This is a genomic window from Amycolatopsis sp., assembly GCF_035546795.1.
Lineage (GTDB): Bacteria > Actinomycetota > Actinomycetes > Mycobacteriales > Pseudonocardiaceae > Amycolatopsis_E.
Window position 1 is genome coordinate 124,736 of the sequence record NZ_DASZWC010000033.1, and the last position, 23,546, is coordinate 148,281.

General features: G+C 69.4%; 25 protein-coding genes. 12 read left to right on the plus strand and 13 right to left on the minus strand.

The window, feature by feature from the left end; all coding sequences use genetic code 11:
- Window positions 1-23 precede the first annotated feature (23 nt).
- A complete protein-coding gene (locus VHD82_RS20545) occupies window positions 24-446 on the plus strand; it encodes a MarR family transcriptional regulator (protein ID WP_325706432.1) in 423 nt (140 codons plus the stop codon).
- A gap of 122 nt (window positions 447-568) precedes the next feature.
- Window positions 569-1,855, plus strand: a complete 1,287-nt coding sequence (locus tag VHD82_RS20550; protein ID WP_325706084.1) for an MFS transporter — start codon at window positions 569-571, stop codon at window positions 1,853-1,855.
- Here the strand turns inward: VHD82_RS20550 and VHD82_RS20555 are convergent.
- The 5 genes from VHD82_RS20555 to VHD82_RS20575 all read right to left on the minus strand — a co-directional run bounded on the left by VHD82_RS20555 (window position 1,809) and on the right by VHD82_RS20575 (window position 7,365).
- Window positions 1,809-2,804, minus strand: a complete 996-nt coding sequence (locus VHD82_RS20555) for a hypothetical protein (protein WP_325706087.1) — start codon at window positions 2,802-2,804, stop codon at window positions 1,809-1,811. The two genes, VHD82_RS20550 and VHD82_RS20555, sit on opposite strands and share 47 nt — an antisense overlap.
- A 683-nt stretch (window positions 2,805-3,487) precedes the next feature.
- A complete protein-coding gene (locus VHD82_RS20560) occupies window positions 3,488-4,267 on the minus strand; it encodes an arylamine N-acetyltransferase family protein (protein WP_325706090.1) in 780 nt (259 codons plus the stop codon).
- Between the two features lie 97 nt (window positions 4,268-4,364).
- Window positions 4,365-4,985 carry a superoxide dismutase gene (locus tag VHD82_RS20565; RefSeq protein ID WP_325706093.1) on the minus strand — a complete coding sequence of 207 codons (621 nt, stop codon included), beginning with the start codon at window positions 4,983-4,985 and terminating at the stop codon, window positions 4,365-4,367.
- Between the two features lie 163 nt (window positions 4,986-5,148).
- A complete protein-coding gene (locus VHD82_RS20570; protein ID WP_325706096.1) occupies window positions 5,149-5,805 on the minus strand; it encodes a biliverdin-producing heme oxygenase in 657 nt (218 codons plus the stop codon).
- 60 nt (window positions 5,806-5,865) lie between these two features.
- A complete protein-coding gene (locus VHD82_RS20575) occupies window positions 5,866-7,365 on the minus strand; it encodes a glutamate--cysteine ligase (protein ID WP_325706099.1) in 1,500 nt (499 codons plus the stop codon).
- Between the two features lie 207 nt (window positions 7,366-7,572).
- On the opposite strand from VHD82_RS20575, the gene VHD82_RS20580 reads away from it, so the two are divergent.
- The 3 genes from VHD82_RS20580 to VHD82_RS20590 are packed head-to-tail and all read left to right on the plus strand — an operon-like array spanning window position 7,573 to window position 9,401.
- The gene (locus VHD82_RS20580) at window positions 7,573-8,370 is read left to right on the plus strand and encodes an RNA methyltransferase (RefSeq protein ID WP_325706101.1); all 798 of its coding nucleotides are present in this window, start codon (window positions 7,573-7,575) and stop codon (window positions 8,368-8,370) included.
- 34 nt (window positions 8,371-8,404) lie between these two features.
- On the plus strand, window positions 8,405-9,025 hold the full coding sequence (locus VHD82_RS20585) for a DUF2537 domain-containing protein (protein ID WP_325706105.1): 621 nt from the start codon (window positions 8,405-8,407) through the stop codon (window positions 9,023-9,025).
- A gap of 19 nt (window positions 9,026-9,044) precedes the next feature.
- On the plus strand, window positions 9,045-9,401 hold the full coding sequence (locus tag VHD82_RS20590; RefSeq protein WP_325706108.1) for an MmcQ/YjbR family DNA-binding protein: 357 nt from the start codon (window positions 9,045-9,047) through the stop codon (window positions 9,399-9,401).
- Here VHD82_RS20590 and sepH read toward each other — a convergent pair.
- Window positions 9,398-10,252 (minus strand): septation protein SepH, encoded by an 855-nt coding sequence (gene sepH / locus VHD82_RS20595; protein WP_325706111.1) that lies wholly within the window; start codon window positions 10,250-10,252, stop codon window positions 9,398-9,400. The two genes, VHD82_RS20590 and sepH, sit on opposite strands and share 4 nt — an antisense overlap.
- A gap of 186 nt (window positions 10,253-10,438) precedes the next feature.
- On the opposite strand from sepH, the gene VHD82_RS20600 reads away from it, so the two are divergent.
- Window positions 10,439-11,626, plus strand: coding sequence for a glycosyltransferase 87 family protein (locus VHD82_RS20600; RefSeq protein WP_325706114.1), 1,188 nt, complete (start codon window positions 10,439-10,441; stop codon window positions 11,624-11,626).
- On the opposite strand, the gene serC is transcribed toward VHD82_RS20600, so the two are convergent.
- The 7 genes from serC to VHD82_RS20635 form a co-directional block, all read right to left on the minus strand.
- The gene (gene serC, locus VHD82_RS20605) at window positions 11,531-12,655 is read right to left on the minus strand and encodes a phosphoserine transaminase (protein WP_325706117.1); all 1,125 of its coding nucleotides are present in this window, start codon (window positions 12,653-12,655) and stop codon (window positions 11,531-11,533) included. The genes VHD82_RS20600 and serC overlap by 96 nt on opposite strands.
- A 12-nt stretch (window positions 12,656-12,667) precedes the next feature.
- Window positions 12,668-14,017: a serine hydrolase domain-containing protein gene (locus VHD82_RS20610; protein WP_325706120.1), complete on the minus strand. Its 1,350-nt coding sequence runs from the start codon at window positions 14,015-14,017 to the stop codon at window positions 12,668-12,670.
- 38 nt (window positions 14,018-14,055) lie between these two features.
- A complete protein-coding gene (locus VHD82_RS20615) occupies window positions 14,056-14,673 on the minus strand; it encodes a response regulator transcription factor (RefSeq protein ID WP_325706123.1) in 618 nt (205 codons plus the stop codon).
- Window positions 14,670-15,839, minus strand: a complete 1,170-nt coding sequence (locus VHD82_RS20620; RefSeq protein ID WP_325706126.1) for a sensor histidine kinase — start codon at window positions 15,837-15,839, stop codon at window positions 14,670-14,672. The genes VHD82_RS20615 and VHD82_RS20620 overlap by 4 nt, the downstream gene beginning before the upstream one ends.
- Complete coding sequence (locus VHD82_RS20625) at window positions 15,803-16,612, minus strand: ABC transporter permease (RefSeq protein WP_325706129.1); 810 nt, start codon at window positions 16,610-16,612, stop codon at window positions 15,803-15,805. Before VHD82_RS20625 ends, VHD82_RS20620 begins: the two co-directional genes overlap by 37 nt.
- A 72-nt stretch (window positions 16,613-16,684) precedes the next feature.
- A complete protein-coding gene (locus VHD82_RS20630) occupies window positions 16,685-17,524 on the minus strand; it encodes an ABC transporter ATP-binding protein (RefSeq protein ID WP_325706132.1) in 840 nt (279 codons plus the stop codon).
- An 85-nt stretch (window positions 17,525-17,609) separates the two neighbouring features.
- A complete protein-coding gene (locus VHD82_RS20635; protein ID WP_325706135.1) occupies window positions 17,610-18,755 on the minus strand; it encodes a citrate synthase 2 in 1,146 nt (381 codons plus the stop codon).
- A 254-nt stretch (window positions 18,756-19,009) separates the two neighbouring features.
- Between VHD82_RS20635 and VHD82_RS20640 the strand changes: the two genes are divergently transcribed.
- From VHD82_RS20640 to VHD82_RS20665, 6 genes are all read left to right on the plus strand, one after another.
- The gene (locus tag VHD82_RS20640; RefSeq protein WP_325706138.1) at window positions 19,010-19,312 is read left to right on the plus strand and encodes an urease subunit gamma; all 303 of its coding nucleotides are present in this window, start codon (window positions 19,010-19,012) and stop codon (window positions 19,310-19,312) included.
- A gap of 79 nt (window positions 19,313-19,391) precedes the next feature.
- Entirely contained in the window at window positions 19,392-19,688 is a 297-nt protein-coding gene (locus tag VHD82_RS20645; protein WP_325706141.1) for an urease subunit beta, read from the plus strand.
- Window positions 19,685-21,403 carry an urease subunit alpha gene (locus VHD82_RS20650; protein ID WP_325706144.1) on the plus strand — a complete coding sequence of 573 codons (1,719 nt, stop codon included), beginning with the start codon at window positions 19,685-19,687 and terminating at the stop codon, window positions 21,401-21,403. Before VHD82_RS20645 ends, VHD82_RS20650 begins: the two co-directional genes overlap by 4 nt.
- Window positions 21,403-22,083 carry an urease accessory protein UreF gene (locus VHD82_RS20655; protein ID WP_325706147.1) on the plus strand — a complete coding sequence of 227 codons (681 nt, stop codon included), beginning with the start codon at window positions 21,403-21,405 and terminating at the stop codon, window positions 22,081-22,083. Before VHD82_RS20650 ends, VHD82_RS20655 begins: the two co-directional genes overlap by 1 nt.
- A complete protein-coding gene (ureG, locus tag VHD82_RS20660) occupies window positions 22,073-22,768 on the plus strand; it encodes an urease accessory protein UreG (RefSeq protein ID WP_325706149.1) in 696 nt (231 codons plus the stop codon). The genes VHD82_RS20655 and ureG overlap by 11 nt, the downstream gene beginning before the upstream one ends.
- On the plus strand, window positions 22,765-23,484 hold the full coding sequence (locus VHD82_RS20665; RefSeq protein WP_325706152.1) for an urease accessory protein UreD: 720 nt from the start codon (window positions 22,765-22,767) through the stop codon (window positions 23,482-23,484). Before ureG ends, VHD82_RS20665 begins: the two co-directional genes overlap by 4 nt.
- Window positions 23,485-23,546: the final 62 nt, after the last annotated feature.

The window sequence follows — 23,546 nt, forward strand, 5'->3', positions numbered from 1 at the left end:
GGTATGCTAACTATGTGTCCGATATGCGGGAGGGTGCGCTGGCAGGCCGGTTGCGGCTTGCCGTGGTGCGGCTCAACCGCAGGCTACGGGCACAGCGGATCGACCAGACCGTCTCGCTGACGCAGATCGCGGCGTTGTCCACGCTGCACAAGTGCGGGGCGCTGACGCCGGGGAAGCTCGCCGCCAAAGAGGGTGTGCAACCGCCGTCGATGACCAGGGTGATCACCGCGCTCGAAGAACTCGGGTTCGTCGCGCGCAGTCCGCACCCCACCGACGGCAGGCAGGCGATCGTGTCCCTGACCGACATGGGACGCAAATTCGTCGAGGAGACGATTTCCGTCCGGGAGGCCTGGCTGGACCGCAAGCTGGCAGGACTGAGTGAAGCCGAGCGAGAAACCCTCGCTCAGGCCGCCGAGATCATCGACAGGATGGCGGGGAACGAATAGCGGTGCGGGCCGACACGGGTAGCGAGCAGAAGTCATATCCGACAACGGAAGCTACCCCGGGGCAGGCACCGCCAACAGCCGATCCCGCGCCGGACCCGGCGCCCGTCAAGTCCAAAATGGACATGTTCGGCTCACTGCGGGTCCGTAACTACCGGCTGTTCTTCTCGGGCCAGGTGATCTCGAACATCGGCACCTGGATGCAGCGCATCGCCCAGGACTGGCTGGTCTTCCAGCTGTCCGGCAACAACCCCATCGCGCTCGGCATCGCGGTCGCCCTGCAGTTCATCCCGACGGTGCTGCTCTCGCTCTACGCCGGCGTGCTGGCCGACCGGGTCGACAAGCGCAAGCTGTGCATCGCCATCCAGACCGGCATCGGTCTGCAGGCGCTCGTGCTCGGCCTGCTCGACGTCGGTGGGCTGGTCGCGCTCTGGCAGGTCTACATCCTCTGCTTCGTACTCGGCATCTTCAGCGCGCTCGACGTGCCCTCGCGGCAGTCGTTCGTCGCGGAGATGGTGGGGCGTAAGCAGATCACCAATGCCGTCGCGCTGAACTCGTCGGTGTTCAACATGGCCCGCATCGTCGGCCCCGCCATCGCCGGGTTCGCGATCACCTGGGTCGGCACCGGCTGGATGTTCCTGGCCAACGCCGCCAGCACGCTCGCCGTGATCACCGGGCTGCTGCTGATGAACCCCGACAAGCTGTTCCGCGGCCCCGCCGTGGTGCGGGCGAAGGGGCAGCTGCGCGAAGGCGTGGAGTATGTGCGCGGGCGGTCGGACCTGGTCACCGTCATGGTCCTGGTGTTCTTCGTCAGCACCTTCGGTATCACGTTCTTCACTTCGCTGGCGATCGTCGCGGGCAACGTGTTCGGCACCCAGGCCGATGGCTACGGCCTGTTGTCCACCTTGTTGGCTGTGGGCACGTTCACCGGTTCGCTGATGGCGGCCCGGCGTGGCGTGCGGGGCAATCCGCGGGTGCGGCTGCTGCTGATCGCGGCGTTCAGCCTCGGTGCGATCGAGTTCGTCGCCGCGTTCATGCCGACGTATCTGGCTTTCGGCATCGCGCTCATTCCGCTCGGCTTCGCCACGATCACGTTCCTCAACACCGCGAACTCGCTGGTGCAGACCTCGGTGAGCCCGGAGATGCGCGGCCGCGTGATGGGGATCTACGTGTTGGTGCTGATCGGCGGCAACCCGATCGGCGGCCCGATGGTCGGCTGGATGGCCGATGCCTTCGGTGGCCGGTCGCCATTCATCATCGGCGGCGTCGTCTCGGCGCTCGCCGCGGTGGCCTGCGCGATCGTGCTGGTGCGGCGCGGTGGAATGTCCCCGAGGTACCGGATTTCCGGGCTGCGCCTGCTGTTCGCTAACGGCCGAGCAACGACGGCAACATCGACTCGGCGAGCTCTTTGAGCGAAGACCCGCCGGTGAACGTCACCGTCTGGGCCGAATCGTCGGTGAGCTTGACGGCCACGGCGTCGTCGGAAATCGAGGCCGGCCTGCCGGCAAGCGTTTGCGGGAACACGCGGGGCGACGCGTCGTCGGTGTAGGCGACGGTCACTCCGCGAGCCGTGCACGTCCCGTCGAACCGGGGGCGCGCGGTGGCGTGCAACTGCTTGGTGAGTGCCGTGCACAGCTGCCACGAGATCATCGGCCACGGCGCGTCCACGATCCCGTGGTCCGGCGCCGGTGCCATCGTCTGGGCCGGGATCGCCTGTCCGCTGGTCCGCTTCGGCAGGTCCGGCCCAGGCGTCATCGTCGCCTGTACGACGGCCTTCGCGACCGAGCCGGCGAGGTCGTCGACACCCGGCCCGGGCCGCTCGACACTGCGACTGATGTCCAGGCGCAGGAACGGTTTGATCTGTTCCGTCGCGGCGTCGTCGACGAGTCGGACGTTCATCCGCGCGTTCACCTCGGGCGCCAGCGCCTCCAGCTCACCACTGTGCCCGGCGACGTCGACCTGCTCGGGATCCTGCAGGTTCGCCGGGGTGCCGTCGAGGTAGAGGCGGACGTCGAGGGTGTCGGTGACCACGTGGCAGCCGCCGTTCTCCACCTCGCGCAGGGTCTCGCCACCGAGGAGCGCTTCCCACTGCTCGCGGCTCAACGACTGGCAGAGCACATGGCCGGCGGTGTCCGGCGGGAGCGCCGCCACCATCTCGCCGGTCGGGATCGGCACCGAGCGCACGGCCTGCCCGTTCTTGGTCGGCCACACCGAGGGCAGCGTCGGCGTCACCGCAGGCTGGTCACGAGCGTCGCGTGCCCACCAGTACCCGGCAGCGGTGGCCACCGAGCCGAACGACAGGAGCACGACCACCAGGACGACCAGCACGGTCGCGGTTTCGCTCAGGTGATACTTGCGCACTCCGCCTCCCACAGCGTTCCGTCCAGGTGGCCACCGCAACATACCGGCCACGGTTTCCGGCCCGTGTGCAGGTGTTTGCTCACGGTCGGGGGAGGCGGGTGTGCTACCGCCGCCACCACCCATCCGCCGCCCGGCAACGCGGCCGCCATAACCACCACGCCCACACCCCGCCACCGAGCCGATCCCCAGCGCCCACAGCGACCGTTGAACACTGCGCGATCGGGGCGGGGGTGGGGTGCCTTAGCGCGCTCTGCGCGCGGCCGTTGCTATCCCAACGCAACCGTTGCTACGCAAGGGAAAAAGATCTCCTCGCCGGAGGGGCTGGCTCAAGGATGCCCAGGGGTCCGTAGCTCGGCCGCCGGTTTTCGAGGTGGGCGAGTTGTGTGGTCATCCCGTCGCCCGCGGAAGCGGTATCACTTCACCCCGGGCCCGCAAGCTTTGTGCGCTCGGCTGCGCGCCGGGTAGGAGAGTTGCGGGCCCGGGCTGAAGTGATAAAAGCCAGGGCAGGCGACGGGATGACCACCCAACTCTGTGGGTTCCGGAACCGCGCCGCAGCTCGGGAGTTGCCAGCGAAGTGAGGTTAGGCTAACCTTCAGGATGTCCGCTTCGTGGTGGGAGCGGCAGTCAGTTCGGGAACGGACGAGGCCTCGGCGCCGGGTGAGAACCCAGCGCTGGGGCCTCGTTCACTTCGCGGGCCCGGGAGCCGGAAACGTCCCCGCGGCCGGCGCCTCGCTCAGCTCGATCCCGAAATGCGTGTGATACGCCGCCACGATCTCCTCGCCCACAAGTACCCGTTCCACCCGCTTCCCGTCCACACTTTCCACCAGGCGGTCGCCGGCAAGAGTGATCCGTCCGGCGGCCGTCGGCAGCGTGCACAACAGGCCCTGGGTGAAGTGCGAGTCCGGCGAAGTGGCCTGCCACCAGCAGTACGGCACGAAATCCGCCAGCTCCCGCGGCCGCCGCTCCAGCCGGTACGCGAGGGTCCCGTCGTGTACTACGTCGACATCGCCGCCGGGCGCGTCCAGCAACAGGAACTCGCCCTCGGGGTCGAACTGCGACTCGCACGCGTTCATCCGCAGCGGAAAGCGCGCGAAGCGGCCGAAGCCGACATCCGCGAGCCAAGGTTCGTCCAGGTCCACCTGCAGGGTCAGGTGGTCGAACGGCGCCCCCAGCCGTTCGCCGCCCTGGACACGCGCCGCGAGTAGTGAGACCTCGAACCCCAGCGCCCGCAGCAGCGCCGCGAACGCGCCGTTCAGCTCGTAACAGAAGCCACCCCTGCGCCGGCGCGCGATCTTGTCCACCAGCGCGTCCTCGGTCAGTTCGATCCGCTCCGGCAGGTGCACGCTGAGGTTCTCGAACGGCACCGTCGTCGTATGCCGCTCGTGCAGGTCCCGCAGCGCTTCGGCGCTCGGCTCGGCGGGCCGCTTCGCGCCGATCCGGGCGAGATAGGCGTCAACGTCCATGAGTCAACAGTGGCACCTCGACTGTGCTGGAGGTCAAGCGGAAAACAAAACGGGGCCCTTCCGGTGGAAGGACCCCGATGACGGAACTGGCTCTTGTTCAGAGCAGCAGACCGTTGCCGCCGGAGACGGCGTTGTCGAACCGCTTGCTGATCTCGGCCCAGTTGTAGATGTTCCACAGAGCCTTGACGTAGTCGGCCTTGACGTTCTTGTAGTCGAGGTAGAAGGCGTGCTCCCACACATCGACCAGCAGGATCGGCACGGTCGGCAGGATCAGGTTGTTGTGGTGGTCGCGCAGCTGCTGGGTGATCAGCGTCTTGCCAACCGGGTCCCACGACAGCGCGGCCCAGCCGTTGCCCTGGATGGTGGTGGCCACCGCGTTGAACTGGGCCTGGAACTTGTCGAACGAGCCGAAGGCCTCGTCGATGGCCGACGCCAGCTCACCGGTCGGCTTGTCGCCGCCCTCGGGCGAGAGGATCTTCCACCACACCACGTGATTGGCGTGCCCGGCCAGGTTGAAGGCCAGCGTGGTCTCCAGGCCCACGATGCCACCGAAGTCGCCCTTGTCGCGGGCTTCGGCGATCTTGTCCAGGGTGTCGTTCGCGCCCTTGACGTAGGTGGCGTGGTGCTTGCTGTGATGCAGCTCGTTGATCTGGCCGGAAATGTGCGGAGCCAGCGCGCCGTAGTCGTAGTCGAGTTCAGGAAGAACGTACCGGGCCATCAGCCCTCCTTCTTTTCTGACGCAAAATCCCTGCGCTACCAACCTAGTAGCTACCGTGACAAGGGGCTAACCGGGGAGCACGCGGACCAAACTCCGGGAAGCCGCCCCACACCCAAGCCTGCAATCTCCAGATAGCTGGAGGTCAAGGTGGTTGTAAGGGTGATCACCCGAGTTCTTCGGCGAGGTCGCCCAGCACCGCGATGTTGAACTCGAACGCCACCAGCGTCTCGGTGACGATGCGGGTGCGCTCGGCCTCGTCCCATGGCGCCGCGTCCAGCGACGCGCGGTAGCGCTTGCGGAACGCGGGCACGCTGCCGATCGCGTCGAAGTCGTAGAACAGCGAGCCGGCGCCTTCGACGTCGTAGGCCTTTTTCAGCAGCGCGCGCACCACCTGGCCGCCGGCCAGATCGCCGAGGTAGCGGGTGTAGTGGTGCGCGACATAACCGCCGGGCCAGTCGAACGCCACCTTCCGGATGCGGCGGACGTAGTCCTCGGTCGCCGGGACCGGTTCGAGTCTGTTCTCCCAGCCGGGGCCGAGCAGGAACTCCAGATCGGCGCGCAACGCGGGCACCCGGCGCAGCTCGTCGAAGACGAACGGGCCCGCCGCCGGGTCGTCGCGCAGCGTGTCGGACGCCGCTTCGATGGCCTGGTAGATCAGGAAGTACTGGACGGCGAGCCGGGCATAGCCGTCAAGTGGCAGTTCGCCGTCGAGCAGTGCCTGCATGTACCGGGAGTGGTGAGCGCGCTCGTGCACGTTCCTGGTGGACTCACGCAGCGTGGTCGAGAACGGGGTCTGTTCAGCCGTAATGGGAGCCGCCATGCCATTGACACTAAGGCAGCAGATCGACTTAGGCTACCCTAATGTCGACGGAACACCCGATCAGAGCTCTACCGGCCAGCGGTGCACAGGCTCCTCGGAGGCGGCCAGCTCCAGGTAGCGCTCGAGCATCGTCGCCAGCGCGCTCTCGCGGTCCGCGCCGTGCCGCTGGGCCAGCGCCACCGTCTCCCGCTGCCACCGCGAGCCGTTGCGGCGGGTCAGGCAGCGCTGCTCGATGATCCCGAGGTACCGGTCGATCGCCTGCTCGGACACGTCGGCGGTGCGCAGCCCCTCGTGGGCCAGCGGCAGCAGCACCCGCAGGGTCAGCTCGGCCGGCGGGATCCAGCCGATCCCCGGCCAGTACAGCTGCGCGTCGAACCCGCCGCGCGCGCCGGCGTAGAGGTTCTCCTCCGCGGCCTGGAACGACATTTGTGTCCACAGTGGACGTTCGGCCTCGGCGAGTGCCCGCTGCGCGCCGTAGAAGAGCGCGGCGTTGCCCATCATGTCCAGCACCGTCGGACCGGCGGGCAGTACCCGGTTTTCCACGCGCAGATGGGGTTTCCCGTCCACCACGTCGTAAACCGGGCGGTTCCAGCGCCACACCGTCCCGTTCTGCAGCCGCAGCTCCGTCAGCTTCGGCACCTGCCCGGACTCCAGTGCCTCCACCGGATCCTCGGCGTCGGTCTCGGGCAGCAGGCCGGGGAAGTAGCGGACGTTCTCCTCGAACAGGTCGAAGATCGAAGTGACCCAGCGTTCCCCGAACCACACCCGCGGCCGCACGCCCTGGTTCTTCAGCTCCTCGGGGCGGGTGTCGGTCGCCTGCAGGAACAACGGGATCCTGGTCTCCTGCCACAAGGCCTTGCCCAGCAGGAACGGCGAGTTCGACGCGACGGCGACCTGCACGCCGGCCAGGCACTGCGCGGCGTTCCAGTGCGCGGCGAACTCCTCGGGCGCCACCTGCAGGTGCAGCTGCACCGAGGTGCACGCGGCCTCGGGCAGGATCGACTCGGCGTAGGTGCGCAGCCGTTCCGGCTTCTGCCCGGGCAGCGCGGAACCGTCCAGTGACAACGTGGTGTGCTCCCCGCGCGCCGCGAAGATCTGGTCGTTGAGCATTGTGTAGCGGGCACTGTTGGTGATCCACTTCTGATCGAAGTGGTCGTGGGTCAGCGTGGGCAGGATGCCGATCATCGCCAGCCGGGCGCCGGACTCGCCCGCCTTGGCCGCGGCCGCGCCGAGGTAGCCGCGCAGGTCCTGTTCGAGCTGCAGCGCCGACTGGCCCGCCAGCGGCCGCGGCGGCACGTTCAGCTCGATGTTGTGCTGGGAGAGCTCGGTGGTGAAGGACGGGCTGTCGAGGGCCTCCAGCACTTCCTGGTTGGTCATCGAGGGGCCCATCGCGGCGTCCACCAGGTTCAGCTCGACTTCGAGGCCGATGTGTCTTCGCGGGAAGGAGAAGCCTCCGTCGGTCAACATCCGGCCGAGCGTGTCGAGGCAGCGCTGGACCTTTCTGCGATATCTTGCCCGGTCGCGTGGATTGAAGCCGTCCGCCGATAGATCCTGGCCCATGCCTTCCCTGCTTCGCTCGTCCGGGACATCGCGAGGTCTGGGCGGTGTTGCCCGGCGGACAACAGTTTCACAAGCAGACCGAACGGGGCTATCGGCCAAACTGGTGCAGTACTCACCACGAGTCCTGACTGTGTGCGAAGCTAGGCCGTTCGTCCGAACGGGACCCGGTGCATTCGGAGCAACGAGACCGACGAGAGACTCATCCCCGTGGCGCAACTGATTCCTGCCAATGACGTGCACGACCCCAGACTCGACGACTTCCGCGCGTTGTCGACGGCCGACCGGCGGCCCGACCGGCCCGGCGGGCGTGGGCTCGTCATCGCGGAGGGGACCGTGGTCGTCCGTCGCTTGCTCGCGTCGGAGTACCCGGTGCGCGCGCTTTTAGGCGTATCGCGCCGAATCGAGGAATTGGCTCCTGATCTGGCAAATGTGCATGTTCCGGCGTACGTCGCTTCGGCGGAGTTGATGGCGGAAGTGGTGGGTTTCCACCTGAACCGTGGGGTGCTCGCGGTCGCCGACCGCGCGCCGCGGCCGCCGGTGGCGCGGATCGTGGCCGGCTCGCGGGTCGTCGCGGTGCTGGAAGGCGTTGGGGACCACGAAAATCTCGGCGCGTTGTTCCGGAACGCGGCGGCGTTGGGCGTCGGCGGCGTGTTGCTCGGGCCCGGTTGCTCGGATCCGTTGTACCGACGCAGTGTGCGAGTTTCGATGGGCAATGTGCTGCGGGTGCCCTTCGCCGCGGTCGACTCCTGGCCGGAGGGGTTGAAAGTGTTGCGGGACAACGGTTTCAAGATCGCCGCGCTGACTCCGCGGCCGGACTCGGTGCCACTGCGCGAGCTTGCCGGTGAGAAGGTCGCGCTGCTGCTGGGCGCGGAGGGGCCGGGTTTGACCGATGTCGCGCTCGCCGCGGCCGATGTCGCGATCCGGATCCCGATGGCGCCCGGGGTCGATTCGCTCAACGTCGCGACGGCGGCTGCCGTCGCGTTCTACGAGCTGACCGGGCGGTAAGTTACCCCCATCGAGGCGGAGTGGGGAGGAATGTGTGGAGCTGCGGGTCCGCGGGGAGCGCGCCGTACTCAAGGGGCACGGGGACGCTTATACGCGCGAGATCGATCCGCACAGCCTGGCGCTCGGCGTCGAGCTGGCCGACGCGTTGCACGAGTGGGCAAGAGTGGCGGCCGCGGTGCGCCGCAGTGCCGAAACCGGGGAGCCGAGCGAGGCCGCCGCAGTAGTCTCCCGGCGCGGGCACCAGCTCGCCGCCCGCGTGGCGACCGTCATGGGCACGCCGGTGCACTACGTCGACCCAGTGACGGAGGTCGTGTCGGTGGTTGCCCCGATGCCGCCCGAAGCGGCGGCGCCCAGTCTCGCGAACCGGGTGTTCGGCCCGGTGGAAACCGGGAACGAGCCGACGCCATGGGGGACCGGACTGGTCGTGGCCGGATTCGTGGCGGTCGTGGTGATCACCGCGATGCTCGCGCTGGCGGTCACCCTGGCGGCGGAGACCGCGGGGTGGCTCGTGCTGCTGGCTTCCGTCATTGTCACCGCCGGGCTCGCGCCCTCGCTGTGGCTGGCGCGGCGGTTGCCGATCGTTCGCTGGATCGCGCTCGGCGCGGCCGCGGGCTGTGTGCTGGCCTGGTTCGGGATTCTGCCGATCGCCTTGTGACGGTGGCAGAATCCGGGCCATGACCGACCCACTCGACGAACTGCGGAAGCTCTGCCTCGCGCTGCCCGAGACGACGGAACGGCTCAGCCACGGCGAGCCGACGTGGTTCGTGCGGGGCAGGAAGACCTTCGTGATGTTCACCGACCACCACCACGACGACCGGGTCGCCTTCTGGTGCGCCGCACCGGCCGGCGCGCAGGAGGAGCTGGTGGCGCAGGAGCCGGAGCGGTTCTTCCGGCCGCCCTATGTCGGGCATCGCGGCTGGCTCGGGGTGTATCTGGACGTGCCCGTCGACTGGGCCGAGATCGGGCAGATCGTGGCCGAGGCTTACCGCGTGGTGGCCCCGAAAAAGCTTGTCGCCCAGCTGGACCGTTAGCCGCGCTGCGAGCGCACGCCGAGCAGCACGTCCTCCCAGGCCGGCACCGACGCGCGGGCGCGCTTCGACCTGGATTTCTGGGGCTGTTCCTGGGGCTTCGGCCGTTCCACCGGGTGCGACAGAGGCGGCAGGAGCGGCTTCGCGCGCTGGGCGGGCGCGGGAGCGGGCTCCGGTTCGGGCTCGGGTTCCGGCTCCGGTTCGGGCTCGCTCAGCATCGGCTGTTCGGGCTCGGCGACGGCGATCTCCTCGGCGACCGCACGCAGCGTGCGCGGTGCGCGGTTCGGCTCCAGCAGGTCCTCGGCCTGCTCGTCCAGCGCTGTGGCCGTGCCGCCGTGCGCGCCGGGCGCGAACGACCAGTGCGCGCTCATGTCCGAGCGCCCGGCCTGCCAGCGCAGCGCGACGATCCACTTGCCGTCGCCCTTCCACGCGTCCCACTCGGCCTTCGTGTAGTCCTGGCCGCGCACCCCGAAGGCATACGAGACGACCTCGCCGAGCGTGCGCACATCGGGCCCGTCCTCGCGGATCGGGTGGGCGGACTGGGCCAGGTCGGCGGTGCGGGAGCGCTCCAGCAGCACGGGGTACGCGAAGCGCTCGACCCTCGCCTCCGGCACACCTGCGGAAGAAGCGACCTGTTGGACGGATTCACCAGCTCGGATGCGGGCCTGGATCTCGCGTGGTCGCATCTGACTCTCCAACTCGATTTCGATCTGACCGAGCCGGGTGATGTCCCCCCTCGCGGCCGCCCGCAGTCTCTCATCGGCCGGCAGGAGGAAACGCTCGCGGCGCGCCGGGTCTTCGCACACGATGGACTTACCGTCCTCGTGCAGCCCGACAACCCTCAGCGCTCGCATCAGTCGCCTCCTCCACTTCACCTTTCCGGGTGTTCACGGTAGAACGGCGCGTCGGCTTGACGGTGCAGGCGCGCCGACATCCGCGTTGCGCAATTGTTGATCTTCCGTCATGGCCGCGGGGGAAAACGAGGTGACACGCCCTGCCCCGCCGTCACGAACAGGGGAATCTTCGGCCAAGATTGTCCGGTGCTGGGGCGAAAGATCTTCGTGACATTGCTCTTCGGTGAACTCGTGCTGCTCGCCGTCGTGCTGCTGTGGAAACGACTCGACGGGCTCGACCTCGAGGTCTACCGCCTTGGCGCACAGGCGTTTTTCGCCCACGGCAACCCGTATGGCGTATTGCCACCGACACGCGACGGCACGGTGCTGCCGTTCACGTATCCGCCGTTCGCCGCCATCGCATTCGCCCCGTTGCTGTCCATTTCGCTCGACACCGCATTGTGGGCGCTCACCGTGATTTCGGTGCTGGCGCTGGGCGCCGTGCTCGCGTTGTGTTTTTCGTACTACGACCGGCGGCCGCAGATCGCCGGGGTGGCGGTGCTCGCCGTGCAGGCGGTGGCGTTGTTCAGCGAACCCGTGCGCGCCACGTTGGGGTTCGGGCAGATCAACGTGCTGCTCATGCTGCTGGTCGTGGTGGACACACTGGGTCCGGTGAAACAGCGGGGTTATCTCGTCGGGCTGGCGGCCGCGGTGAAGCTGACCCCGCTCGCTTTCGTGCTGTTCTTCTTGGTACGCAAGGACTTCCGCTCGGCCGCGCGGACACTGGGCACGTTCGTGGTGTGCGGGTTCATGGCCTGGGTCGTCGCGCCGGACGCCTCGGTCCGGTACTGGACGAAACTCGTGTTCCAGGGGGAGCGGATCGGTGACCCGGGTTACCTCGGCAACCAGTCGCTGCGCGGGCTGTTCGCCCGGCTCGACCTGGGGCAGGGCTGGTGGGCGATGGCCGCCGTGCTGGTACTCGCGGTCACGGCACTGGCGATCCACCGGGCGAAACACCCGGTACCGGCCTTGCTCGCCTGCGCTGTCGGGGCGTTGCTGGTCTCACCGGTTTCGTGGACCCACCACTGGGTGTGGATCGGACCGGTGATCGGCGCGCTGTGCCGGCAAAGACGATGGTGGGCGGCTGCGCCGGCCACCATCGTCTTCGTCGTCAGCCCGCTGTGGGACTATTCGTTCTGGCCGCTCCGCGAGTGCTACGTGCTCGCGGGGCTGGTGCTGCTCGCCTTACTTGCCCACCCGCCAGCCCACCGCCGCCCTCAACGGACACGCTTCGCGTGGCTAACCCCGATCCAGGTTTTCCACCACGTATTCAATGCTGCTGATCAGCGCCGAGATGTCGTCCGGCTCGATGGCGGGGAACATCCCGACGCGTAGCTGGTTGCGCCCCAGCTTCCGGTACGGCTCCACGTCCACGATGCCGTTCGCGCGCAGGGTCTTGGCCACCTCGGCCGCGTCCACCTCGTCGACGAAGTCGACGGTGCCCACGACCTGCGAGCGCAGCGCCGGGTCCTTCACGAACGGCACGGTGTAGCTGGTCTTCTCGGCCCACTCGTAGAGCCGGTCCGAGGAGTCCTTCGTGCGCGCTGTCGTCCACTCCAGGCCACCGTTGCCGAGCATCCACTCGATCTGGTCGGCGAGCAGGAACAGCGTGGCCACCGCCGGGGTGTTGTACGTCTGGTCCTTGCGGGAGTTGTCCAGTGCCGTGGTCAGCGACAGGAACTCCGGCACCCAGCGCTCACTCGCGCCGATCTCGCCGACGCGCGCGATCGCGGCGGGCGACATCAGGGCCAGCCACAGGCCACCGTCGGAGGCGAAGGACTTCTGCGGCGCGAAGTAGTACACGTCGAAATCCTCGGCCTTGACCGGCAGGCCGCCGGCACCCGAGGTGGCGTCGATCGCGACCAGGGCGCCCTCGCTGCCGGCCGGGCGGCGCACTGGCACCGCGACACCGGTCGAGGTCTCGTTGTGGGCCCAGCCGACGAGGTCCGCGCCCTGCTCGTAGGCGATTTCGGGGGCGCTGCCCGGCTCGGACTTGACCACGATCGGGTCGGCAAGGAATGGCGCGCCCTTGGTCACGCTGGCGAACTTCGACGAGAACTCGCCGTAGGTGAAGTGCTGCGAGCGCTCCCGGACGAGGCCGAAGGCGGCGGCGTCCCAGAAGGCGGTGGTGCCGCCGTTGCCCAGCACGACCTCGTAGCCCTCGGGCAGCGAGAACAGCTCGGACAATCCCGCGCGCACCCGCCCGACCAGAGACTTCACCGGCTTCTGCCGGTGGGACGTGCCCAGGTACGTCACCCCGGAGGAGGCGAGGTTCGCGAGCTGCTCCGCACGGACCTTCGAAGGCCCGCAGCCGAAGCGCCCGTCGGAGGGCTTGAGTTCAGCGGGGATCGTCAACTCGGTCATGCGCCCAGTCTGTCACGAGCGCCAACCGAGTTCGTCGACCCCGCCGGGGATCGGGGCGGCCTGGTCGTACGGGGTGCGGGTGAAGATGAACGTGGCCAGGTCCAGGTGGGAGGGGTTGCCGTCGGCCGCGCGGGCCACGCGCAGCGTCTCGCCCGCGTAGTAGCCGTCGAGGCCGAGCCACTCGTCCGTGGCCACCGGCCGGAACCGCGAGGCCCGGCCGGCGCCGTTCACCGGGGTGAGCTCGAACATGCCGCCCGGGATGAGCTTGAGCAGGAACGGGGTGGGGCCCCAGTGCCAGAGCCCGGTCAGTGCCAGCAACGATGAGTCCACTTCGGACGGTCGCCATTCGGCGGGCACCCGCGGCTCTGCCTCGTCGGCGATGGTGATCAGGTCGATCGCCACGGTGAGGATCGCGGGCCCGGACGTGGTGTTTGCCATGACCAGCGCGCCGGTGCCGGACGCGGGGTCGGTGATCGTGCAGGCCAGGAAGCCGGGCATGGAACCGGTGTGCCCGGCGAGCCTGCGGCCCTGGTGCCGGATCAGCTGCAGGCCGAGCCCGTAGCCGGAGGTCCAGGCGTCGCCGTCGTCCACCGTCGCCACGTTCCGCATCTCGGCGACGGTCTCCGGGCGCAGCACGTCGCCGGTGTCTCCGCCGACGAACGCTGTCCAGCGGGCCAGGTCGTTGACCGTCGACCACAGCTGGCCTGCCGGCGCCATCGCACCGGCGTCCGGGCTGGGTTCGGGCAGCAGCAGATCCGCGAACGGGTGCACGGCGAAGCCCTGGGCGTGCCTGCCTTCGGGGTGCGGGGTGGTGCGGGACATGCCGAGCGGCACGAGGATCTCGTCGCGCACCGCGCTGAACCAGTCGGTGCCGCGATGCCGGGCGACCAGCTCACCGAGCACGCCGTAGCCGACGTTGGAGTAGTGGAACCGGCTGCCCGGCCGGTTCTTGATCGCGTCCGCGGTGAGGCTGGCGTCCAGCGCCTGCCAGTCGCCACCCTGGCTGCGTTCCCACCACGAGCCCGGGGATTCCGAGGTGAGGCCGCCGGTGTGCGAGAGCAGCTGGCCGACGGTCGAGGAGCCGAAGGTGGTGCCGGGGACATGCTTGTCCAGCGGGTCGTTGAGGTCCACCTTGCCCTCGTCGCGCAGCCGCATGACCACCGCGGCGACGAGCGATTTGGTGATCGAGCCGAGCCGGTACTGGGTGTCGGAGTCCGGTGTGGTGTCGCCGACCCGGCCGCGCGCGCCCGACCAGACGAGACGGCCGTCCCGCACCACCCCGGCGACGATCGACGGGACGCGGGCGGCGGACTGCTCGGTGGCGAGTCGGCGGAACAGGGCGAGATCGGTGCCGGTCAGCATGCCCGGCATTCTGGCAGGGCGGGTGCGGTCCGCGCAGCTCAGAGCAGCCCGCGCGACATCGCGGTGGTGACGGCCGCGGTCCGGTCGGAGACGTCGAGCTTCCCGAACACCCGCAGCAGGTGGGTTTTCACGGTGGCCTCGCCGATGTGCAGCTGCCGCCCGATCTCGGCGTTCGTCAGGCCCCTGCCGACCAGCCGCAGCACCTCGATCTCGCGCGCCGACAGCAGTTGCGGCGCCGGGTTGCGGACCCGGTTGACCAGTTTCCCGGCGACCGAGGGCGCCAGCACCGTCTCACCGCGCGCGGCCGCGCGGATGGCTCCGGCGAGTTCGGCCCGGGTGGCGTCCTTGAGCAGGTAGCCGGCCGCGCCCGCTTCGACCGCGCGCAGGATGTCGGCGTCCGTTTCGTACGTGGTCAGCACGATCACGCGCCGCTGCGGGGTGTCGGCGAGGATCTTGCGGGTGGCGCCCACGCCGTCCAGACCGGGCATCCGCAGGTCCATCAGGATCACGTCGGGGGTACGCGCGAGGTTCACCGCCACCGCTTCGTCGCCAGAGCCCGCTTCGCCGACGACCGTCAGGTCCGGCTCCGCCTCCAGCATCCCGCGCAGGCCCTCGCGCACCACCGGGTGGTCGTCGACCAGTACCACCGAGATCATGCCGGCACCTCCACCGTGACGGTCGTTCCTTGTCCACTGTGGACTTTCAGGGTGCCGCCCACCTGTTCGGCGCGTGCGCGCATTCCCTTGAGCCCGAATCCCTCCGCGGGCGCCGACGGATCGAAGCCCCGCCCGTCGTCGGTCACCGTCAGCCGGACGCAACCGTCCACAGCGGACAGTTCGACGCTGACCCGGGTGGCGCCGGAATGCCTGCGGGCGTTGGTCAGCGCTTCCTGCGTGGCCCGCAACAACACCACCTCGGTCGCCGTGCGCAGCGCGGGCAGGTCGCCGGGCGTGAAGCTCACGTCGATCGCCCACTCTTCTTGCAGCCGCTCGGTTTGCCGCCGCACGGCGTCCTCCAGCGTCCCGGCCGCCAGCGCCGACGGGGTCAGCGCGGCGACCATCGCACGCGCTTCGGCCAGGTTGTCCCGCGCCGTGCGGGCGGCCAGATCCACATGCCTGCGCATCGCGGGTTCCTCGCCCCATTCCGACTCGACCGCCTGCAGGAGCGTGAGGATGCTGGTGAACCCCTGCGCCAGCGTGTCGTGGATTTCCCTGGCCAGCCGTTCCCGCTCGGCCGCGGTGCCGGCCTCGTGGGAAAGCCGGGCCACCTCCGCCCTGGTCGCCTCCAGCTGTTCGATCAGCGCCGCCCGTTCCTGGCTCTGGCGCAGCACCCGTTCGAACCAGAACCCGATGCAGATGCTGAACACGATCAGCAATGCGCTGATCGGCAGCAGCACCGTCATCGACGGATCATGGAAACCGTTCTGCAGCAAGGCGGACAGTGGCGGAAGCAGGATCGCCAGTGACACCACGACCATGGCGATCGGCAGCGGGATCGCCATGAACATCAACGGGCACACCGAGAACAAGGCGAACCCGGCGGAGCTCTCCGCCAGGATCGCGACCGCGGCCAGCGCCAGCACGACCACCGCGAACGCCACCGCGCTCCGGTCGTTCAGCTCGCGCCGGATGAAGAACGGGTAGATCAATGCGATGGCGGTGAGCGCGCCGATGCTGACGGCTCTCGACGTCGCGCTCCCGCCCGACACCAGCACGAGGCCGACCGTGACCACGTAGTCGATCGCGAAGAAGACGTGCCACAGCCAGAACCACCGCAGCCAGGCGTTCACCGGCCGTTCGACCACCGGAACGTCAGCCTGCACAGCGCCAGCCCGGCGATGACCCAGACGCCCAGTACCAAGGCCACTTTCCCGAGTTCCCATTGTCCCGCCATCTCGTACGCGGCCATCGAATCCGGCAGGAACACCGAGCGGAAGCCCTGGCAGATCCACTTGACCGGGAAGAACGACGCCACTGTGACCATAACGCGCGGCAGGTTCGTGATCGGGGTGACGAACACGCCGGAGATGAACTGCAGCGTCAGGTAGACCAGCTGCATGATCGCGGTCGCACCGGCGACCGAGCGGGCCAGCGCGCTGACCGCGATGCCCAGCAGCGCGCAGCTGGTGATCGCCAGCACGAACACCCAGACGAAGGTGAGCCAGTGGCCCGCGTCCGACGGCAGCTTCAGCCCGAACATGAGGGTGGCCACGAGCAGCAGGAGCACGGCCTCGGCGATGCTGGTCACCGCGACCAGGATGATCTTGCCGACGAAGTACGCGGTGGCCGGGATCGGCGTGCCGTGCAGGCGTTTGAGGGTGCCGTCCTCGCGGTCGAGCGCGATCCGGTTGCCGAGGTTGACGAACGACGTGGACACGATGCCGGAGCCGATCATGCCCGCGGCGAACACCTGGCCCGCGGTGACGCCCGTGTTGTCGTAGCTGCCGCCGAAGATCGAGCCGAGCAGGATCATCAGGACGGCCGGCAGCGCGAAGGTGAAGACGACAGCTTCCTTGGTGCGGAAGAACTCCCGGAGTTCGGCGTGCCCGCGCGCGAGGCCGATCGTGAAGGTGCCGGGCAGAGTGGCGGTGGTCATTCGGTCTCTCCTGTTTCTCGCGGGACATCCCGCACCCGGTCGGTCCTCGGACGACGTGCTCCGTTGTCGCACTTACTCATGCGGCGCCTCGATCAGGCGCAGGTAGACGTCCTCCAGGCTCAACCGGGAGACGGTGAGGTCGGCGAGCTCACGGCCGTTGGACAGCTCCGTGACGAGCTTGGTCGGAAACTGCGTGCGCTCCTCGTGGAAGCCGTTCTCGTCGCGCCAGCGCACGACGGCGTCGTCGCGGGAACGCCCGCCCAGCGAGGACGGCGTGCCTTCGGCCACGATCCGGCCTGCCGCCAGCACCGCCACCCGGTCGGCGAGCGCCTCGGCCTCGTCGAGGTAGTGCGTGGTGAGCAGGATCGTGGTGCCCTCGGCGGCGAGGCTTTTGATCAGCGTCCAGAACTGGCGCCGGGCCTCGGGGTCGAAACCGGTGGTCGGCTCGTCGAGGAACAGCAGCTCGGGGTTGCCGATGATGCCGAGCGCGACGTCGAGCCGCCGCCGCTGCCCGCCGGAGAGCGCACGCACCCGCGTGCGCGCCTTCTCGGTCAGGCCGACCTTCGCCAGCACGTCCTCGGGATCGCGGGGATCGGGGTAGTAGCGGGCGAAATGCCGCACCGTCTCGCCGACGGTCAGCTGCGCCGCGTCGTTCGCGGTCTGCAGCACGATGCCGATCCGGGCCCGCCAGGCGCGGCCCGTGGTGCCCGGATCCTCGCCGAGCACGCGGGCCTCGCCCGCCGTGCGTTTCCGGTGTCCCTCCAGGATTTCCACCGTGGTGGTCTTGCCTGCCCCGTTCGGGCCGAGCAGCGAGAACACCTCGCCCTGTTCGATCTCCAGTGCCACGTCCTCGACCGCGACGTGCCCCGGATACTCCTTGCGCAGTCCGCGCACACTCACCGCTGGGGTCATACCTGGAATTAGAACGGCCCGGACACCCCGTGCGGGACGTCCGAGCCGTGGAATCCGGTGTCCACCGAACGGTGGACGGCGGGTGTCAGCCGATCTTGTTCCAGCCTTCGACCTCGCGCGGGCTGCGCGGCCCGGGGCCGACGTACGCGGCCGAGGGGCGGACGAGCCGCCCGGTGCGCTTCTGCTCCAGGATGTGCGCGGCCCAGCCCGCCGTCCTGGCGGAGGTGAACATCGCGGGCATCATGTGCGGCGGCACCTTCGCGAAGTCCAGGATCACCGCGGCCCAGAACTCCACGTTCGTCTCGATAGGACGGTCCGGGCGGCGCTCGCGCAGCTCCGCCAGCGCGGCCTGCTCCAGCGCCTCGGCGACCTCGTAGCGCTCGGCGCCGAGTTCCTTGCAGGTGCGGCGAAGTACGCGGGCGCGCGGGTCCTCGGCCCGGTACACCCGGTGCCCGAAGCCCATCAGCCGCTCCTTGCGGTCGAGGATGCCCTTGACCAGCTTGCGGGCGTCGCCGGTGCGCTCCACGTCCTCGATCATCGGCAGCACGCGTGCGGGCGCGCCGCCGTGCAGCGGGCCGGACATCGCGCCGATCGCGCCGGACATCGCGGCCGCCACGTCGGCGCCGGTGGAGGCGATCACGCGGGCGGTGAAGGTGGAGGCGTTCAACCCGTGCTCGGCGGCGGAAACCCAGTACGCGTCAACAGCTTTGACGTGTGCCGGGTCGGGCTCGCCGCGCCAGCGGATCATGAACCGCTCGGTGATGGTCTTCGCCTCGTCGACCCGCGACTGCGGCACGGCGGGAATGCCGATCCCGCGCGCGGACTGCGCGACGTAGGACAGCGCCATCACCGAAGCGCGAGCCAGGTTGTCCCGGGCTTCCTCGTCGCTGATGTCCAGCAGCGGGCGGTAGCCCCAGATCGGCGCGACCATCGCCAGCGCCGCCTGTACGTCCACCCGGACGTCGCCGGTGTGCACCGGCAGCGGGAACGGCTCGGCCGGCGGCAGGCCGCGGCCGAACTCGCCGTCGACCAGCAGGCCCCAGACGTCACCGAAGCTGACCTTGCCTGCCAGGTCCTCGATGTCGACCCCGCGATATCGCAGCGCGCCGCCGTCCCGATCCGGTTCGGCGATCTCGGTGCGGAAGGCGACGACCCCTTCAAGACCAGGCTTGAATCCGTCGTCCGGTTCGCTGGCGGACTGGTTGTTCGCAACAGGCGCTGACGTAGTCACGGTAGAGACCTTTCGATGCGCGTTCCCCGGCGGTTACCTCTTTGTGAACGTGTCTCGCACGAGCGACACGCCTGGCCGCGCTCCGTCGCACGAAGATGACCCAAACCATGCACCCGATACGCGCGGGTAGCAATCGAAAGATGTGGTGGTTTCGGTCACGATTACGAGAACGATTCAGTGATTGCGCCTCGTCTTCTGTAAATCCTGTGTTTCCAGCAGGCGCGCGGTCGTCCGCGCGGTGATAGACCTAGGCCATGCACCTGAGCCCTCAGGAACGGGACAAACTGCTCGTTCACGTGGCCGCCGACGTCGCCCGGCGGCGGCTGGAGCGCGGCGTGAAACTGAACTATCCCGAGGCGGTCGCCTTGATCACCGACCATGTGCTGGAGGGCGCCCGCGACGGCCTCGCGGTGACCGAGCTGGTGGCCGGCGGGCGGACCGTGCTCAGCCGCGAGCAGGTCCTCGACGGGGTGCCGGAGATGATCGATTCGGTGCAGGTCGAGGCCACCTTCCCGGACGGCACGAAGCTCGTCACCGTGCACGACCCGATCATCTGAGGAGGGGTCGACGCGTCGTGGTACAAGAGCGATCATCCCGGCCGGTGAGTGGCGCGGCCCGATCAGTTGAGGAGGTGCCATGCGTCCAGGCGAAATCATTCCGGCCGCTGAGCCCGTCGAGCTGAACCCGGGCCGGCCGCGGATCACGCTGCGGGTCGTGAACACCGGGGACCGGCCGGTGCAGGTCGGTTCGCACTACCACTTCGCGCAGACCAACCCCGCGCTCGAGTTCGACCGGGCGGCGGCGCAGGGGCACCGGCTGGACGTCCCGGCGGGCACGTCGGTGCGGTTCGAGCCGGGCGTCGACCGTGAGGTGACGCTGGTTCCCTTGGCGGGCAACAAGATCGTGCCGGGACTGCGGAAGGCGGAGTCGTGACCGAGATCGACCGCGAGCGTTACGTCGAGTTGTTCGGCCCGACGACCGGCGACCGCATCCGGCTCGCCGACACGGATCTGCTGATCGAGGTCACCGAGGACCGCAGCATGGGCCCCGCCGCCGGTGACGAGGTGATCTTCGGCGGCGGCAAGGTGATCCGTGAGTCGATGGGCCAGGGCATGGCCACGCGCGCCGAGGGCGCCCCGGACCTGGTCATCACCGGCGCGGTGATCCTCGACCACTGGGGTGTGATCAAGGCCGACGTCGGCGTGCGTGACGGCCGGATCGTCGGCATCGGCAAGGCCGGGAACCCGGACACCATGGACGGGGTGGACCCGGCGCTGGTGATCGGCCCGTCCACGGAAGTGCTGGCGGGCAACGGAAAGGTCCTCACCGCGGGCGGCATCGACTGCCACGTCCATTTCATTTGTCCACAGCTCGTGGATACCGCGCTCGCCGCCGGGCTGACCACGCTCGTCGGCGGCGGCACCGGCCCGGTCGAGGGCAGCAAGGCCACCACCGTCACGCCCGGCGCGTGGAACCTCGGCCGGATGCTGCGCTCGATGGACGCCATGCCGATCAACGTTCTGTTGCTGGGCAAGGGAAACACCGTCCGGCACGAGGCGCTGCGCGAGCAGTTCGAGGCCGGCGCCGGCGGGCTGAAACTGCACGAGGACTGGGGTTCCACCCCGGCCGCCATCGATGCCGCGCTGACCGTGGCCGGTGAGTACGGCGGCCAGATCGCCATCCACACCGACACCCTCAACGAGGCCGGGTTCGTCGAGTCCACTGTGGACGCGATCGCCGGCCGGTCGATCAACGCCTACCACACCGAGGGCGCCGGCGGCGGGCACGCGCCGGACATCATCAAGGTCGTCTCGCTGCCCAACGTCCTGCCGTCGTCGACCAACCCGACCCGGCCGCACACCGTGAACACCCTGGAAGAACACCTCGACATGCTCGTGGTGTGCCACCACCTGAACCCGTCGGTGCCCGAGGACCTCGCGTTCGCCGAAAGCCGGATCCGGCCGACCACGATCGCCGCCGAGGACGTGCTGCACGATCTGGGCGCCATCTCGATGATCAGCTCGGACTCACAGGCGATGGGCCGGATCGGCGAGGTGATCATCCGGACCTGGCAGACCGCGCACGTGATGAAGCGCCGCCGCGGTTCGCTGCCCGGCGATGGCGGGGCGGACAACCTGCGTGCCCGGCGTTACGTCGCCAAGTACACGATCAACCCGGCCATCGCGCACGGGATGGCCGGCGAGATCGGTTCGGTCGAGGTCGGCAAGCTCGCGGACCTCGTACTGTGGGAGCCCAAGTTCTTCGGCGTGCGGCCGCACGTGGTGCTCAAGGGCGGGTTCCCGGCCTGGGCGGCGATGGGTGACGCGAACGCCTCCATCCCCACTCCGCAGCCGGTGCTGGCGCGGCCGATGTTCGGCGCACAGCCCGCGGTGGCCGCGGAAACGAGCCTGCACTTCGTGACCGAGGCCGCGCTGAAAGCCGACATCGCGGGCACGTTCGGCCTGCGGCGGAGGCTGGCGACGGTGGCCGACACCCGGTCGGTCGGCAAGGCGGACATGCTGCTCAACGACGCGATGCCGGACGTCCAGGTGGACCCGGACAGCTTCGCGGTGCACGTCGACGGCGAGCTGATCGAGCCGCAGCCGGTGGCCGAACTGCCGATGGCACAACGGTATTTCCTGTTCTGATGGACGCCGTTTCGCTGCTGCTGGCCGACTCCCGCTTCCCCGGCGGTGGCCACGTCCACTCGGGCGGCCTGGAGGAGGTCGTCGCCAGGAAGCTCGTGACGGCTGAGCGTGACCTGCCGGCTTTCCTGCACGGGAGGCTGTGGACCGCGGGGCTGCTCGCCGCCTCGTTCGCCGCCGCCTCGGCTCATGCCGTGCGTCGCGGTGTCCATAGTGGACACTGGCTGCGGCTGGACATGGAACTCGACGCCCGCACGCCCTCTCCCGCGCAACGCGAAGCGTCCCGTGCGCAGGGGCGTGGCACGGCGAGGGCGGGCCGGATCGCCTGGCCGGAGGTCAACGCGCTACTGGCTGTCACTCCGCGGCCGCACCATCCGATCATCACCGGGGCACTGGCCGGTGCGGGCGGCGCCGGGCCGCGCGATGCCGCGCTCACGCTGGCGTACCTGGCGATCAGCGGCCCCGCGAGCGCGGCCGTGCGCCTGCTCGGGTTCGACCCGCTCACCGTGAACGCCATGGTCGCGCGGTTCGCCGGGGAGCTGGAGGCCGTCGCCGACGAGGCGGCCGCGTGCGCCGGCGCCGATCCGGCCGAACTGCCCGCGCCGAACGCGCCGGGCCTTGACCTGCTCGCCGAAGCGCATCTGCGCCAGCACAAGGAAGAGGTGCGTCTCTTTGCCAGCTGAACACGGACACGGTCACGGGCACTTCCACCCCGTGAACTTCGATCCCACAGCGTCCGAGCCCGACCGCTACGCAGCCGAGCCCGCGCACGGCCGCGCGTACCGGATCGGCATCGGCGGCCCCGTCGGCAGCGGGAAGACCGCGCTGGTCGCGGCGTTGTGCCGGGCGCTCGGCGACGAGATCGACCTCGCCGTGGTGACCAACGACATCTACACCACCGAGGACGCCGACTTCCTGCGCCGGGCCGGGGTGCTCGACGTCGAACGGATCGAGGCGGTGCAGACCGGCGCCTGCCCGCACACCGCGATCCGCGACGACATCACCGCCAACCTCGACGCCGTGGAGCGGCTGGAGGAGCGGTTCCCCGGGCTCGAACTGGTGATCATCGAAAGCGGCGGCGACAACCTGACCGCCGTGTTCAGCCGCGGGCTGGCCGACAGCCAGGTGTTCGTGGTCGACGTGGCGGGCGGGGACAAGGTGCCGCGCAAGGGCGGGCCCGGGGTGACGACCGCGGACCTGCTGGTGATCAACAAGATCGACATCGCGCATCTGGTCGGCGCCGACATGCAGGTGATGACGTCCGACGCGCACCGGATGCGCGGGGAACTGCCGGTGATCACCCAGTCCCTTGTGGACACTCCGGACGCGCCCGACGTCGCCGACTGGGTCCGCAAGCTCGTCCGGTGAAGGCGCACGCCCGGCTGGTGGCCGAGTACCGCGACGGCCGCACCGTCCTGCGTGAGTTGCGGCCGATGTCCCCGCTGGGCCTGTTCCCGAGGCGGCGCGGCGCGGACGCCGTGGTGCACCTGGTCAACTCGGCGACCACGCCGCTGGGCGGGGACGAGCTGCGGTTGTCCGTGCGGGTCGGGGCGGGGGCGCGGCTGCGGCTCTCCGGTGTCGCCGCGACGCTCGCGCTGCCAGGCCAGGGCACGGACGGGAGCCGGTTCGTCGTCGATGCCGAGGTCGAGCGTGGCGGGTCGCTGGAATACCTGCCGGAGCCGACGGTGCTCACCGCGCGCGCCCGGCACACGGCCGAGTTCCTCGCGGCGCTGGACGAGGACGCGAAGCTGCGGGCCAGGGAGGTGCTGGTGCTCGGGCGGGCCGGTGAGCCTCCCGGGCGGTTGCGCAGCACCCAGCGGATCACCCGGTGTGGGGATTCGCTGCTGCACCAGACCCTCGAGGTCGGCGAGCTGGACAGCGTCGCGCACCTGGCAGGCCGCCGGGTGCTCGCGACCGAACTGTCGGTCGGCGGCAAGGAAGCCGAAGCAGCGAGCGGGGACTGGTGGTCGCTCACGCCGCTCGCCCGGGGTGGTGCGCTGGTCACCGCGCTGGCACCCGATGCGGTGACCGCGATGAGGGATCTTGATCGAGCCAGCAGCCTGTTTCCTGAGGTCTGGTGGTAGGCGTCACCGTTCGGCGGGTTCCGCCGGGGCGACACAGGCCCTAACGTCAACCTTCATCCACT

Bases quoted from the DNA above. Each gene is read 5' to 3' on its own strand.
- VHD82_RS20645 (WP_325706141.1), top strand. From the start codon at position 19,392: ATGCGTCCAGGCGAAATCATTCCGGCCGCTGAGCCCGTCGAGCTGAAC.
- VHD82_RS20655 (WP_325706147.1), top strand. From the start codon at position 21,403: ATGGACGCCGTTTCGCTGCTGCTGGCCGACTCCCGCTTCCCCGGCGGT.
- VHD82_RS20560 (WP_325706090.1), bottom strand. From the start codon at position 4,267: ATGGACGTTGACGCCTATCTCGCCCGGATCGGCGCGAAGCGGCCCGCC.
- VHD82_RS20625 (WP_325706129.1), bottom strand. From the start codon at position 16,612: ATGACCACCGCCACTCTGCCCGGCACCTTCACGATCGGCCTCGCGCGC.
- serC (WP_325706117.1), bottom strand. From the start codon at position 12,655: ATGACCGAGTTGACGATCCCCGCTGAACTCAAGCCCTCCGACGGGCGC.
- VHD82_RS20570 (WP_325706096.1), bottom strand. From the start codon at position 5,805: ATGGCGGCTCCCATTACGGCTGAACAGACCCCGTTCTCGACCACGCTG.
- VHD82_RS20590 (WP_325706108.1), top strand. From the start codon at position 9,045: ATGACCGACCCACTCGACGAACTGCGGAAGCTCTGCCTCGCGCTGCCC.
- VHD82_RS20615 (WP_325706123.1), bottom strand. From the start codon at position 14,673: ATGATCTCGGTGGTACTGGTCGACGACCACCCGGTGGTGCGCGAGGGC.
- VHD82_RS20630 (WP_325706132.1), bottom strand. From the start codon at position 17,524: ATGACCCCAGCGGTGAGTGTGCGCGGACTGCGCAAGGAGTATCCGGGG.
- VHD82_RS20575 (WP_325706099.1), bottom strand. From the start codon at position 7,365: ATGGGCCAGGATCTATCGGCGGACGGCTTCAATCCACGCGACCGGGCA.
- VHD82_RS20550 (WP_325706084.1), top strand. From the start codon at position 569: ATGTTCGGCTCACTGCGGGTCCGTAACTACCGGCTGTTCTTCTCGGGC.
- sepH (WP_325706111.1), bottom strand. From the start codon at position 10,252: ATGCGAGCGCTGAGGGTTGTCGGGCTGCACGAGGACGGTAAGTCCATC.
- VHD82_RS20640 (WP_325706138.1), top strand. From the start codon at position 19,010: ATGCACCTGAGCCCTCAGGAACGGGACAAACTGCTCGTTCACGTGGCC.
- VHD82_RS20545 (WP_325706432.1), top strand. From the start codon at position 24: ATGCGGGAGGGTGCGCTGGCAGGCCGGTTGCGGCTTGCCGTGGTGCGG.
- VHD82_RS20565 (WP_325706093.1), bottom strand. From the start codon at position 4,985: ATGGCCCGGTACGTTCTTCCTGAACTCGACTACGACTACGGCGCGCTG.
- VHD82_RS20610 (WP_325706120.1), bottom strand. From the start codon at position 14,017: ATGCTGACCGGCACCGATCTCGCCCTGTTCCGCCGACTCGCCACCGAG.